The organism is Chlorobium sp., from assembly GCF_049593655.1.
In the GTDB taxonomy this organism is placed as follows: Bacteria; Bacteroidota; Chlorobiia; order Chlorobiales; family Chlorobiaceae; genus Chlorobium.
Window position 1 is genome coordinate 1 of the sequence record NZ_JBAWHG010000016.1, and the last position, 12,532, is coordinate 12,532.

13 protein-coding genes are annotated in these 12,532 nt (G+C 55.5%); 7 read left to right on the plus strand and 6 right to left on the minus strand.

The window, feature by feature from the left end:
- Positions 1-561: AAA family ATPase (locus WBP50_RS02560; protein ID WP_423931500.1), on the minus strand; the 561-nt coding region annotated here is incomplete at its 3' end.
- Between the two features lie 91 nt (positions 562-652).
- On the opposite strand from WBP50_RS02560, the gene serB reads away from it, so the two are divergent.
- From serB to WBP50_RS02580, 4 genes are all read left to right on the plus strand, one after another.
- Positions 653-1,870, plus strand: coding sequence for a phosphoserine phosphatase SerB (serB, locus tag WBP50_RS02565; RefSeq protein WP_423931534.1), 1,218 nt, complete (start codon positions 653-655; stop codon positions 1,868-1,870).
- Positions 1,871-2,180: 310 nt separating this feature from the next.
- Positions 2,181-2,387 carry a helix-turn-helix transcriptional regulator gene (locus tag WBP50_RS02570; protein WP_059138877.1) on the plus strand — a complete coding sequence of 69 codons (207 nt, stop codon included), beginning with the start codon at positions 2,181-2,183 and terminating at the stop codon, positions 2,385-2,387.
- A gap of 3 nt (positions 2,388-2,390) precedes the next feature.
- Positions 2,391-2,714, plus strand: coding sequence for a HipA N-terminal domain-containing protein (locus WBP50_RS02575; protein ID WP_292004200.1), 324 nt, complete (start codon positions 2,391-2,393; stop codon positions 2,712-2,714).
- A 4-nt stretch (positions 2,715-2,718) separates the two neighbouring features.
- Positions 2,719-3,675: a HipA domain-containing protein gene (locus WBP50_RS02580; protein WP_363319369.1), complete on the plus strand. Its 957-nt coding sequence runs from the start codon at positions 2,719-2,721 to the stop codon at positions 3,673-3,675.
- A 55-nt stretch (positions 3,676-3,730) separates the two neighbouring features.
- On the opposite strand, the gene WBP50_RS02585 is transcribed toward WBP50_RS02580, so the two are convergent.
- From WBP50_RS02585 to alaS, 3 genes are read right to left on the minus strand one after another with little or no spacing between them, the layout of a single operon-like run.
- Complete coding sequence (locus WBP50_RS02585) at positions 3,731-4,039, minus strand: 4Fe-4S dicluster domain-containing protein (RefSeq protein WP_423931501.1); 309 nt, start codon at positions 4,037-4,039, stop codon at positions 3,731-3,733.
- A 27-nt stretch (positions 4,040-4,066) separates the two neighbouring features.
- Entirely contained in the window at positions 4,067-4,561 is a 495-nt protein-coding gene (locus tag WBP50_RS02590) for a 4Fe-4S dicluster domain-containing protein (RefSeq protein ID WP_423931502.1), read from the minus strand.
- Positions 4,562-4,582: 21 nt separating this feature from the next.
- Complete coding sequence (alaS, locus tag WBP50_RS02595; RefSeq protein ID WP_423931503.1) at positions 4,583-7,246, minus strand: alanine--tRNA ligase; 2,664 nt, start codon at positions 7,244-7,246, stop codon at positions 4,583-4,585.
- 253 nt (positions 7,247-7,499) lie between these two features.
- Here alaS and WBP50_RS02600 point away from each other — a divergent pair, with 253 nt between their 5' ends.
- The 3 genes from WBP50_RS02600 (at position 7,500) to WBP50_RS02610 (ending at position 10,894) form a co-directional block, all read left to right on the plus strand.
- A complete protein-coding gene (locus WBP50_RS02600; RefSeq protein WP_423931504.1) occupies positions 7,500-7,751 on the plus strand; it encodes a hypothetical protein in 252 nt (83 codons plus the stop codon).
- 212 nt (positions 7,752-7,963) lie between these two features.
- Entirely contained in the window at positions 7,964-9,844 is a 1,881-nt protein-coding gene (locus tag WBP50_RS02605) for a 2-oxoacid:acceptor oxidoreductase subunit alpha (RefSeq protein ID WP_423931505.1), read from the plus strand.
- A 3-nt stretch (positions 9,845-9,847) separates the two neighbouring features.
- A complete protein-coding gene (locus WBP50_RS02610) occupies positions 9,848-10,894 on the plus strand; it encodes a 2-oxoacid:ferredoxin oxidoreductase subunit beta (RefSeq protein WP_423931506.1) in 1,047 nt (348 codons plus the stop codon).
- Positions 10,895-10,953: 59 nt separating this feature from the next.
- On the opposite strand, the gene WBP50_RS02615 is transcribed toward WBP50_RS02610, so the two are convergent.
- Together WBP50_RS02615 and WBP50_RS02620 are read right to left on the minus strand one after the other, a co-directional pair.
- Complete coding sequence (locus WBP50_RS02615; RefSeq protein WP_423931507.1) at positions 10,954-11,970, minus strand: acetyl-CoA carboxylase carboxyltransferase subunit alpha; 1,017 nt, start codon at positions 11,968-11,970, stop codon at positions 10,954-10,956.
- Positions 11,971-12,107: 137 nt separating this feature from the next.
- Entirely contained in the window at positions 12,108-12,398 is a 291-nt protein-coding gene (locus tag WBP50_RS02620) for an HU family DNA-binding protein (RefSeq protein ID WP_423931535.1), read from the minus strand.
- Positions 12,399-12,532 lie beyond the last annotated feature (134 nt).

Consider the following 12,532-nt stretch of genomic DNA (forward strand, 5'->3'; position numbering starts at 1 on the left):
CTGGGGAGCATACTGGATTTCGTCGATGAGAACCGGTGAGGTAAAGCGTTGCAGGAACAGTGCGGGCTCTTCCCTTGCGAGTGCCCGGAGCATCGGGTCGTCAAGCGTGACATACGAGCGATTTTCTCCTGCAAGGTGTCGCAGGAACGTTGTTTTTCCGGTTTGGCGAGGTCCGGTCAGCAGCATGACGGGAAATTGTTGACTCGCTTGCAGAAAAAAGATCTCAAGTGTTCTTGTTTTGTAGGGCATGATTCGGCTGATTTTATTATTGAGTATAAAAATAGCCGAAAAAACAATCAGGTGCAAGCGGCAAAAAAGAGAGCACCTCTGAGAATGATGCAGGAGGGAAAACGGTTCGGTATGTAAGTTAATGGCGCATCCTGGCTCACATCGCAACAACAGCTTACTGAAAGCAGAGCAAAATAATGTCGCGCCATCAACATAATTCGGCGCCAACCAACCAATCACTACACTGCAAACCACTGACATTCTGCCTGCGCCCGATGCCTGACGTTCCGTTACCTCACCCGCACCCGTTTTTGAAGGTTCCTGAAACAACACTATCTTGACTGATGTTTTTACCGAAAATCGGGGTGCGTCAGCAAACCATTACACGACAGGGTTTTGCCTGTACCCCTCTATCGCCCACTCCATGCGCGAACTGCTCCTCATCAACATCACGGGCCCGGACAAACCGGGGCTTACCTCGAAAATAGCGGCCATTCTTGCGGGCTACAACGTGCCGGTGCTCGATATCGGCCAGGCGGTCATCCACAACCATCTCAGCCTCGGCATGCTGGTTGAGGTGCCCAGGGAGTCGGCATCCTCGCCCATCCTCAAGGACCTGCTCTTCTGCGCCCATACGCTCGGCATACAGATAACCTTCACGCCGATAGCCGACGACGAGTACGACGGATGGGTGGGCGAACAGGGAAAGCCCCGATACCTGCTCTCGCTGCTGTCGCGCAAGATTTCGGCCGAACAGCTCGAACGGGTATCATCTCTCGTGGCGGCCCACCGGCTCAATATCGACACCATCAGCCGCCTTTCAGGCCGCATACCGCTCGACAACGGCGACAACCATACCCGCGCATGCGTGGAGTTCTCCCTGAGGGGAACCCTCTCCGACGAAAACCTCTTTCGCGAACAGCTTCTGGCCATTACCGACAGCCTCGGCATCGACATCGCCTTCCAGGAGGACAATATTTTCCGGCGCAACCGGCGCATGGTGGTGTTCGATATGGATTCTACCCTCATCACTTCCGAAGTGATCGACGAACTTGCAAAGGAGGCCGGGGTAGGCGAGGAGGTTTCGGCCATCACCGAGCAGGCCATGCGGGGGGAACTGGATTTCAACGAAAGCCTCGAGCGCAGGGTGGCGCAGCTCAGGGGGCTCGACGAGCAGGTGATGGAGAGCATCGCCGCGCGCCTGCAGCTCACCGAAGGGGCCGAACGGCTCTTCGGCAACCTGAAGCGGCTCGGCTACAAAACCGCCATCCTCTCCGGCGGCTTCACCTATTTCGGCTACTACCTGCAGAAAAAGCTCTCGATAGACTACGTCTACGCCAACACCCTCGAAATCGAAAACGGCAAGCTGACCGGCAGGGTGCTCGGCAAGGTTGTGGACGGAGCCCGCAAAGCCGAACTGCTCGGGCTGCTTGCCGAAAAAGAGAACATCAGCCTCGAACAGACCGTCGCTGTGGGTGACGGCGCGAACGACCTGCCGATGCTCGGCAAGGCGGGACTCGGCATCGCCTTCAGGGCCAAGCCCATCGTGCGCGAACGGGCCAAACAGGCCATCTCGACCCTCGGCCTCGACGCAATCCTCTACCTGATGGGATTCAGGGACCGCGACGAGCTGGCGGAGTAGGATCGCCAGCAAATCATCGAGCTGCCCTCCAGAGCTTTTCCCGGCAGGAAGGCATTTCAGTTCCGTTAAGACTTAATGTCGTTGGCATCAGCACTGCACTACCATATCGGCACCTCTTACGATGCCGTTTCGCCATTTTCAGGCTGTTTTCGATGCGTTACGATGGCAGAGGCATGCACATACATTCCCCCATAGTCTTATTATACCCGAAAGGGTATGGTTTTACCGTTTTTACTTGTTATTATACCCGAAAAGGTATAGATTGACTATAAACCATACACGGTATACCCGATAAGGTATCACAGGAATCATGAAGGATATAGCTGAATTTGTCCGCGACAGGCGAAAGGCCCTGGGCATGACCCAGCCGGAACTGGCAGAAAAAGCCGGTACAGGTCTTCGTTTTATCCGTGATCTTGAACAGGGAAAAAAAACATTGCGGATGGACAAGGTGAACCAGGTGCTTGCCCTGTTCGGGTTCGTACTTGCGCCTGTCAGGCCGGAAAGGGAGGCATAGCGTATGCAAAAAGCCGAAATACGGTACCTTGACCGAACTGCGGGCTGGTTCATTCAGGATGAAGAGGGCTATCATTTTCTGTATGATCAGGCATACCTGGACTCGAAGGATGCCAAACCGGTAAGTCTGACGCTCCCGTTGCGGGCTGCTGCATATTCTAGCAGAACCATGTTTCCTTTTTTTGACGGATTGATACCCGAAGGGTGGCTGCTTGCCGTTGCCGAAAGGAACTGGAAGCTCGATCCGCGGGATCGTATGGGCCTCTTGTTGAACTGCTGCAGGGATTGCATCGGGGCGGTGAGTGTACATCCTGTAATCATGGAGTGAGCCGATGGATCGTCGCTGTCTTTATTGCTATGAGCCGCTGGCCTCCGGGGAGGGAGATTTCCATCGGAAATGCAGCCGGAAAATGTTCGGAACGCCTCTCCCTCCACAGTTACCCTATGATGAAAACCAGCTCGACGAGCTCGCTCTGGAGGTCATCCGGAGCCAGACCGCCATTACGGGGGTGCAGCCGAAACTGTCGCTGCATCTGGAACCGGCCGGAAAGGCTGATGCTCCGCAGCGATTCACCATTGTTGGCCTGTGGGGAGGGTACATACTCAAGCCTCCTTCGCAGCGATTTCGGCAGTTGCCGGAAATAGAGGACCTGACAATGCGCATGGCAGAAGCGGCGCGTATCGATACGGTTCCGCACTCCCTGATTCGCATGCGCTCGGGAGCCCTTGCATACGTGACGCGCCGTATTGATCGCACAGGGAAAGGCAAGCTGCACATGGAGGATATGTGCCAGATCACCGGACGTCTCACGGAGAATAAATATCACGGTTCATATGAACAGATAGCGAAAGCCATACATCGTTACTCTGCAAATCCCGGTCTCGATGTCATCAATTTTTTTGAGATCGTGCTGTTCTGCTTTCTCTCCGGAAATGCGGATATGCATCTGAAGAATTTTTCACTGATCGATATCGAAGCAAAAGGGGGCTACAGCCTTGCCCCGGCCTATGATCTCGTCTCGACAGGACTGGTTATGCCTTCCGATAAGGAAGACCTTGCCTTGACGCTTGACGGGAAGAAAACAAGGATCACGCTGAACGATTTCAGAGCGGCTTTCGGCGTATTGACGATTGACGAGGTGGTTCAGGAACGAATGTTCAGGAAGTTCAGAAATGTTCTGCCTCTGTGGGATCTGCTGATAGAAAAGAGTTTTCTTGACCATGAAAATCAGGCGACCTACAAGGAGCTGATCAGGAAAAAATGTCATCAGATCCGGCTGGATGCGTGAACAGCTGAAATGGAAACCACATTGACGACAGAATCACGCCGATCGGGCCTGCCGCTCAATCGACGTACTCGACGAACCTCTCGAAATCTTCCGGGCGGGGCAGGGTGATCGCGCCGGAGGGACAGACCGGCTCGCAGCGGGTGCAGAGCACGATGCAGTTGAACGGGTTGGCGACGCTCATTTTCGGGCGGCAGACTCCCGCGGGGTCGGAGGGGCCGGGCTCGAACACTCCGGGCCGGCAGAGGTCGGCGCACGCTTCGCAGCCGTTGCACAGCTCGCTGTCGATGGCGGGAAACCAGGCTATCTCTTCGCGCGGAGCAAGCAGGCGTTTCTTTTTCCTTGCAGGTGGCGGTGAACCGCTCATGACTCGCTCCGTTTAGTATTCATCCTCTCAGTCCACATACTCGATATACTTCTCGAAATCCTCTTTCGGCGGGAGCTTGATCGCGCCGGAGGTGCAGATGGGCACGCAGCGGTCGCACAGCACAAGGCATTTGTACGGATGGGCCACGAGGAACTTGGGGCGGTGTATCCCTTCGGGGTCCGGCGGACCGGGCTCGAACACGCCGGGCCTGCACAGCACCTTGCAGTCGGCGCAGCCGTTGCAGAGGTCGGCCTTGATGGTGGGAAACCAGGCAATCTCCTCGCGGGGGGCGAGCAGCCGTTTCTTTCGTTTTGCCGACGGCAGCTTCGTTTCGGGCACCCTGGCGGCAAGCACGCTCTCCACCTCTTTTTTCCACACCCCGTCCGTATCGACGGAATCGTCTTCGCATTGCTGCATGGCGCGGGACTTCAGCCGCAACCGCAATGAACGCACAGGCATGAAGAGGCATCCGTCACACGAGGGCTTTTCGCATCGCCCGAAAAAACAGTCAAAAACAAGCATAAACCTTCAATCGTTATTTCTTCATTCCCCCACCGCAGCCTTGACCGAGGCGGTAAAGGCCTCGAAGGCGCTGGCGATGCCTGCCGGATCCTTGCCGCCTGCCGTGGCGAACTCGGGCTTGCCGCCGCCGCCACCCTGTACGGCCTTTGCCGCCTCGCGGACAAGCTTCGATGCATCGAGCCCGAAACCGCTGATGGCCTGCTGACCGGAAAAAGCGGTCAGGGATACCTTGCCGCCCTCTTCCGTGCAGAAAAGCCCCACCGATGCGGGATGCCGTTCGCGCAGGGCGAGCACTGCCTGGCGCAAGGTCTCGGTATCGACAGGATCGAGCCGGAGCGCCAGAAGGCGAATCCCTCCGACCGTTTCGGCAGCGTCGAATGCCTGCTGCAGCCTGGCGGAAAAGGCTGCGCTCCGGAACTCCTGCAGCTGTTTTTCAAGCTCTTTTCTCGATTCGGCCAGTTCGGCGATTTTCGCCGTCACCGCTTCGTCGGCCTTGAGCTTCAGCATATGGCGGATATCCTGCAGTTCGCGGTACTCCTTCCACATGAGCTGTTCGGCAGCCTTTCCGGTGAGCGCCTCGATGCGCCGCACGCCGGATGCGACCGACGATTCGCCGACGATCTTGAACAGGCCGATCTGGCCGATGCTGTCCACATGGGTTCCGCCGCACAGCTCGATGGAGAGGCCGGGAATTTCGACAACCCTTACCCTGTCGGCGTATTTGTCGCCGAAAAAGGCCAGCGCGCCTTTTCCTATGGCCTCGTCGTAGGGAATGTCCTGATGTTTGAGCACCGGTTCGGCGCTCCGGATCTGTTCGTTGACCTCGGCTTCGACGGCCAGAAGCTCCTCGTCGGTGAGTTTGGCGAAATGGCTGAAATCGAACCGGAGGCGCTCGGCGCTGACGAACGAGCCTTTCTGCTGTACATGCTGGCCGAGAATCCTGCGCAGTGAGGCGTGCAGGAGGTGCGTGGCGGTATGGTTCCGCTCGGCGCCCTGGCGGTTGTGCCGGTCTACCGATGCCCTGCAGGCAAGCTTTCCGTCGTCGAACGACACATCGGCAGGGTCGATTGCGCTGTCCCGGACGGTATCGAGGGCTTCCGTGACGACATGCACGACGGCGTCGCCGTCCTTGCGCGTGTCGGATACCTTCAGACGGTACTCCGCGGTTTCTATCCATCCCCGGTCGCCGGACTGGCCGCCGCTTTCGGCGTAGAAGGGCGTCCGGTCGAGCACGACGAACATCCTGTCGGCCGAGACGCTCACCCCGGTAATGGAGGCGATCTCCTCAAGCGAATCGTAGCCGGTGAACACCGAAGCCCGCTCCGTGGAGAACCACCGCCACTCTCCGTCCTCGTCCTGAAGGTGCTGTTTGTCTTTCCTGTCCTGCCGGGCGCGGCTCTTCTGCTCCTGCATGCAGTGCTCGAACCCCTCTTCATCGACCCCGAATCCGGCTTCGGATGCCATCAGTCTGGTCAGATCGAGCGGAAATCCGAAGGTATCGTACAGCCGGAAGGCGTCCTCCCCTTTTATTGCAGGGAGACCGGCAGCCTTTGCTCCCGTAATGACCTCGTTGAAAATTTCAATGCCCCGGTCGAGCGTGGCAAGAAAGCTCTCCTCTTCGGAACGGATGATTCTGGAAACCGTCTCCTGCTGTTTCTGCAGCTCGGGAAAGACATCGCCCATGGAGCGTGCAAGCGTCTCCACGAGCAGGTGGAGAATGGGTTCACTGCAGCCAAGCGTCTTGGAATAGCGCAGAGCCCTGCGGAGAATCCTGCGAAGCACATAGCCGCGCCCCTCGTTGGAGGGCATCGCGCCGTCGGCAAGAGCGAAGGTCAGGGTTCTGGCATGATCGGCAATCACCCGCATGGCGATATCGCAGGGATCGTCCATGGAGGCTTTATAGCTTACCCCGGTAATTTCGGTGATCCGGTCGAAAAGAGGGGTGAATACGTCGGTATCGTAGTTGGAGGACTTGCCCTGCATCACGGCGGCGACCCGCTCGAACCCCATGCCGGTATCGACATGTTTCTGCGGCAGAGGCTCGAGACGGCCGTCTCCCTGACGGTTGTACTGGATGAAGACAAGGTTCCAGAGCTCGATTACCCGGTAATCCCCGACATTGACCAGCTCTTTTCCGGAACCGTCTTCGGTAAGGTCGATATGAATTTCCGAACAGGGCCCGCAGGGACCGGTTTCGCCCATCTCCCAGAAATTGTCTTTTTCTCCGAACCGGAGAATGTGATCGTTCAGGATGTCGGTCTCGACCTGCCAGAGCATGAAGCTCTCGTCGTCGTCCTGATAGACGGTGACGTAGAGGCGCTCCTTCGGGAGTTTCCAGACCGATGTCAGGAGTTCCCACGCCCAGGTAATGGCCTCTTTCTTGTAGTAGTCGCCGAACGACCAGTTGCCCAGCATTTCAAAGAAGGTGTGATGGTAGGTGTCCCTTCCCACATCCTCCAGATCGTTATGCTTGCCCGAGGCCCTGATGCATTTCTGCGTATCGGCGGCTCTCAGGTAGGGGCGAGTTCCCTTTCCGAGAAACACATCCTTGAACTGGTTCATGCCTGCATTGGTAAACAGCAGGGTTGGATCATCCGCCGGAATGACCGGAGCCGAACGGACGATTTTATGGTCTTTGCCTGCAAAAAAATCTAAAAAAGACTGCCTGATTTCCCTGGATTTCATGAGAGGTTTCTTCTTGTTGCTGTATGCTCCCCGATACCCCGTCAATGCAGGGCAGGTGCCTCTTAAGGGCTCAAATTTAACTTTTTTTCCTGCGTGATGCCAACTTAATTTTCCCCCCCGCAATGGGCTGTTTTTTCGCGCCGTTTCCCCCCATATCTCCGGCATTGCGTGCAATGTTCATGAAAAAAATTTATATTTGAACGGACTGATGAAAGAGCTTGATTCTCACCGGTTTTAACCAAGGAATCCGTTTATGAGCTGGGGCGTTGAAGATGAACAAAGACGCAGGGATATTCTGGAACTCATGGATATATCAGCCAGAATCGTCAAGGAAAATCCCAACTATGTCAATGAAGTCAAAAAAAGCACCAACGGCTGCTGGATGGAGCAGATGTACGCCATGATGCGGTGCGATTTCTGCGACCTTTCCCCGGACTGCCCGGTCAGGGAAGAAAATGAATGGCAGGAATACCTCAGGACAAACAATATCGTCATCGGGAAATAATTCAGGCGGCATCGCCTCACAGCTTGCTTAAAGCCGAATTATCCTTTATATTCTTCTTGCAGAAGACTGTGCAGGGGAGCTTTTGTCTTCTTCTTTACCCACCACGTACATTTCACCAGATAACAAACTCAATGACCTTCCTGTCGCGATGTTCATTGGCAGGAGAATGTTATTGCTGTTTTACTAACCTTGAAAAGTAATAAACAGGCACAATGACTGATACAAAAACGACGACAAAACAGGTCAATGTAACATCGAAAACCAGCGTTTCCGTACTTTTTGCGGGAGACTCCGGTGACGGCATGCAGTTGACCGGCACCCAGTTCGCCAATACGGTTGCTGTTTCCGGGTCCGACCTGAATACATTCCCCAACTTTCCATCCGAAGTACGGGCCCCTGCAGGCACCATTGCCGGCGTTTCGGGATTCCAGCTCCAGTTCGGAAGCAAACCGGTCTATACTCCCGGAGCCCGGTTCGATGTCATGATCGCCATGAACTCCGCAGCGCTGAAAGCGAATCTGAAAGACCTTCATCGCGGAGGCATCATCATCGCGGGTACCGAAGGATTCGATGAAAAGAACCTCAGACTCGCCGGATATCCTCAGGGGGCAAATCCTCTCGAGGACGGCTCCCTGAGTAACTATATCGTCTTTCCGGTTCCGGTACTGCAGCTTACCCGCGAGGCCCTGAAGGATTGCGGCCTGAACCACAAGGAGATCGACCGGTGCAAGAACATGTTCGTTCTCGGACTGCTCTACTGGCTTTACAGCCTGCCGATCGACACAACGGTCGAGATGCTGCACGCCAAGTTCCGGAAAAATGCACAGCTTGCCGAAGCGAACATCACGGCCATCAAGGCGGGTTATTTCTTCGGAGACGAAACGGAAATATTCGCCAATCTGGGACGTTTCGACATCGCACCGCAGAAGCAGCGGGGCGTTTACCGCCGCGTAACCGGCAATGAAGCGTGCGCCATAGCCCTTACTGCCGCCGCAAAAAAAGCCGGACTCAAACTTTTTCTCGGTTCCTATCCGATCACGCCGGCAACGGAGATTCTGCAGACGCTTGCCAAAATGAAAAAATGGGGGGTCAAAACCTTCCAGGCGGAAGATGAAATCGCCGGTATCGTTACCAGCATCGGCGCGGCTTACGGCGGCGCACTGGCCGCAACCAACACCTCGGGCCCCGGACTCGCACTGAAAACAGAGGCGCTCGGACTTGCCGTCATTCTTGAAATACCGCTCGTCGTCATCAACGTACAGCGGGGAGGCCCGTCAACAGGGCTTCCGACCAAACCGGAACAATCCGATCTCCTGATGGCCATGTACGGACGGCACGGGGAAGCTCCACTGCCGATCGTCGCGTCGTGCTCTCCGGTCGACTGTTTCTATACCACCTATGAGGCGGCAAGAATCGCCGTCGAGCATATGACTCCGGTTATCTGCCTTTCTGACGGGTATCTTGCCTTGAGCTCCGAGCCGTGGAAGGTCGAATCGCCGGACAATCTGTGCGAAATAAAGCCGCGCTTTCAGCCCGAAAGAAATCCGGAAGATCCGGCCTATCTCCCCTACAAGCGCGACGAACGCCACGTACGCTCCTGGGCAATACCCGGAACCAGGGGACTGGAGCACCGTATCGGCGGTCTTGAAAAGCAGCATGAAACCGGCAACGTTTCCCATGATCCTGAAAATCATGCGCTGATGACAAAACTGCGTGCGGAAAAAATCGCCCGTATTGCCGAAAGCATTCCGCTTCAGACCATCGACAACGGACCTGAAAAGGGAGACCTGCTGATTCTCGGATGGGGCTCCTCCTACGGAGCGATCAAGACGGCTGTTGAACAGGCGCTTGCAGAAGGACTGAGCGTCGCTCATGCACATCTGCGCTATCTCAACCCGTTCCCGAAAAACCTTGGCGAAATGCTCGGAAATTTCAAAAAGGTGCTGATCCCCGAAAACAACAACGGGCAGCTCATCCACCTGATTCGCGACACCTTCCTGATCGCTCCCGAAGGATTCAGCAAGGTAAAGGGACTGCCGTTCAACGAAATGGAAATACTGGCCAAAATCACCGATCTTATAAAGGAGCACTGAAACATGACCGACCTCGATACAACACTGACAGCAGGAACGACGCTTACCGCAAAGGATTTCGCTTCGGACCAGGAACCGAAATGGTGTCCCGGCTGCGGTGATCATGCCGTTCTGCAGCAACTGAAAAACGTCATGCCCGAACTGGGCACGGCGCCTGAAAATATCGTATTCATTTCGGGCATCGGGTGCTCTTCGCGCCTGCCCTACTATATGGCTACCTATGGTGTGCACGGCATTCACGGCAGGGCGCTGCCGATGGCCACCGGCCTGAAAACATCCCGTCCGGAACTGACCGTCTGGGTTGCAACCGGCGATGGCGATGCTCTTTCGATCGGAGGCAACCATTTCATTCATACCCTGAGAAGAAACCCCGACCTCAACGTGGTGCTTTTCAACAATGAAATCTATGGTCTGACAAAAGGCCAGTACTCCCCGACCTCGAAACTCGGCCTGAGAACCGTCACCTCCCCCGTCGGTGTGATCGATCATCCGTTCAACACCGCCGCCCTGGTGCTTGGCGCCGGTGGCACCTTCTTTGCGCGCGCACTCGACCGCGACGGAAAGTTCCTTCGCTCGATGCTGAAGCGTGCCGCAATGCACAAGGGAACATCGCTGGTGGAGATTTACCAGAACTGTCCGATCTTCAACAACGGCGCTTTTGAAGCATTTGCAAGCCCGGAGAAAAAAGAGGAGACCGCCCTCTTCCTCGAACAGGGCAAGCCGCTGGTATTCGGAAAAGACAGAAAAAAGGGCATCGTGCTGGACGGCATGACGCCGGTGGTGGTCGATATCGACAAGGAGCAGGTGTCAGCCGACGACCTGTGGATACACGACGAATCGGACCTCAACAAGGCATCCATCCTGGCGAGGTTTTTCGACGACATGAGCGTGACGGAAGATTTCCTCCCAAGACCGTTCGGCGTCTTCTATGCCGCAAGCCATACCACGTACGAGGATGCGCTCACCGCACAGATCACCGATGCGCAGGCAGAGGGATGCGGTACACTCGAGGAACTGCTCAGGGGCGACAACTCTTATGAAATCAGGTAAGGCGCTCACAAGGCGCCCCTACAGACGGAAAAGCCGGCTTTGAAAGCCGGCTTTTCCGTTTATCCCTCCTCTTTCCAGACGCCCATGGACGAAAACTTTTCGATCCGGCTGCTGATCAGCTCTTCCGGAGCTTTCGGCAGGAGCGCCTTGAGCTCCTCGATCAATATGGATTTCAGCGTAGCGGCCATCGCCTCCGGATTGGTATGAGCCCCGCCGAGCGGTTCGGTAACGATCCTGTCTATAATCCCCTGTTTCAGGAGATCCTCGGCAGTAAGTTTCAGCGCTTCGGCAGCCTGCTCCTTGAAGTTCCAGCTTCTCCAGAGAATTGAGGAACAGCTTTCGGGAGAGATCACCGAATACCAGCTGTTTTCCGACATGAGAATCCTGTTGCCGACACCGAGGCCGATCGCGCCGCCGCTGGCTCCCTCTCCGATGATGACGCAGATCACCGGTACGCTGAGACGGGCCATCTCGAACAGGTTTCTTGCAATGGCTTCAGCCTGGCCGCGCTCCTCTGCTTCTATGCCGGGAAATGCTCCGGGAGTATCGATGAGCGTGATGACTGGCTTGCGGAACTTCTCTGCGAGCTTCATAAGACGCAGCGCCTTGCGGTACCCTTCGGGCTGCGCCATACCGAAGTTGCGGTACAGGTTCGACTTGGTATCACGCCCTTTCTGGTGGCCGATAATCATGACGGTCTGCGAAAAACCTCCTTCGCTCCCGGCGTTCTCCTCGATACGCGCAAAACCGCCGACAATGGCCTTGTCGTCACGGAAATGACGGTCGCCGGCCATCTCGATAAAATCGCGGGTCATCATGTAGATGTAATCGAGCGTAAAAGGGCGCTCCGGATGGCGGGCAAGCTGTACTTTCTGCCACCGGGTAAGATTTTTATAGATCGACCTCCTGAGCGCATCGACCTTCTGTTCCAGAAGTTCGATATCGCGGTGCAGGGTGTCCGCCTCATGCTGGCTCTGCTCTCTTGCGCTGCCCCGGAGACAGACTCGCATCTCGTTGAGCTTGGCTTCAAGCTCAAAAAGCGGTTTTTCAAAATCAAGCACAACCTTTGATGCCATAACCGAAAAAATAGGAGGAGACCCGGAATTGCCAGCACTGGCGTTTCAAGGCCGCCCGGTATTGATAAAAAAAGTCCATCACGCCGGAGCAGATGATGGACTTCTCATGTAATAAACTGAACGGGAAGCACTGACTATCAGGCTCCGACCTCATCTTTAAGAGCCTTGCCCGGCTTGAATTTCACAACTTTTTTGGCTGCAATGGTGATCGATGCTCCGGTCTGGGGATTTCTGCCCTGTCTTTCAGCCCTGTCTCCTGTGGTAAAGGTGCCGAATCCAACCAGCGTCACGTCGTCCCCGCCTTTCAGCGAAGAGGTGACAACATTGATAAACGCATTAACAGCGCGCTCTGCATCGGCTTTTGTCAATCCTGCCTGGGAGGCTATTTTTTCTACTAACTCAGCTTTTGACATATGACATTTTGTTATTGTTAGAGGGAAAGCATTTTTTTCTCAGAGCTACTAATTCAGTGAATTTAAACAGTGACCGCTAAAGATGCAATGACTTTTTCAGCAATCACCCTCTTTCAGGGGCGACAGTTTGAATTCATGACCGTGCGATG

Bases quoted from the DNA above. Each gene is read 5' to 3' on its own strand.
- serB (WP_423931534.1), top strand. From the start codon at position 653: ATGCGCGAACTGCTCCTCATCAACATCACGGGCCCGGACAAACCGGGG.
- WBP50_RS02570 (WP_059138877.1), top strand. From the start codon at position 2,181: ATGAAGGATATAGCTGAATTTGTCCGCGACAGGCGAAAGGCCCTGGGC.
- WBP50_RS02575 (WP_292004200.1), top strand. From the start codon at position 2,391: ATGCAAAAAGCCGAAATACGGTACCTTGACCGAACTGCGGGCTGGTTC.
- WBP50_RS02580 (WP_363319369.1), top strand. From the start codon at position 2,719: ATGGATCGTCGCTGTCTTTATTGCTATGAGCCGCTGGCCTCCGGGGAG.
- WBP50_RS02585 (WP_423931501.1), bottom strand. From the start codon at position 4,039: ATGAGCGGTTCACCGCCACCTGCAAGGAAAAAGAAACGCCTGCTTGCT.
- WBP50_RS02590 (WP_423931502.1), bottom strand. From the start codon at position 4,561: ATGCTTGTTTTTGACTGTTTTTTCGGGCGATGCGAAAAGCCCTCGTGT.
- alaS (WP_423931503.1), bottom strand. From the start codon at position 7,246: ATGAAATCCAGGGAAATCAGGCAGTCTTTTTTAGATTTTTTTGCAGGC.
- WBP50_RS02600 (WP_423931504.1), top strand. From the start codon at position 7,500: ATGAGCTGGGGCGTTGAAGATGAACAAAGACGCAGGGATATTCTGGAA.
- WBP50_RS02605 (WP_423931505.1), top strand. From the start codon at position 7,964: ATGACTGATACAAAAACGACGACAAAACAGGTCAATGTAACATCGAAA.
- WBP50_RS02610 (WP_423931506.1), top strand. From the start codon at position 9,848: ATGACCGACCTCGATACAACACTGACAGCAGGAACGACGCTTACCGCA.
- WBP50_RS02615 (WP_423931507.1), bottom strand. From the start codon at position 11,970: ATGGCATCAAAGGTTGTGCTTGATTTTGAAAAACCGCTTTTTGAGCTT.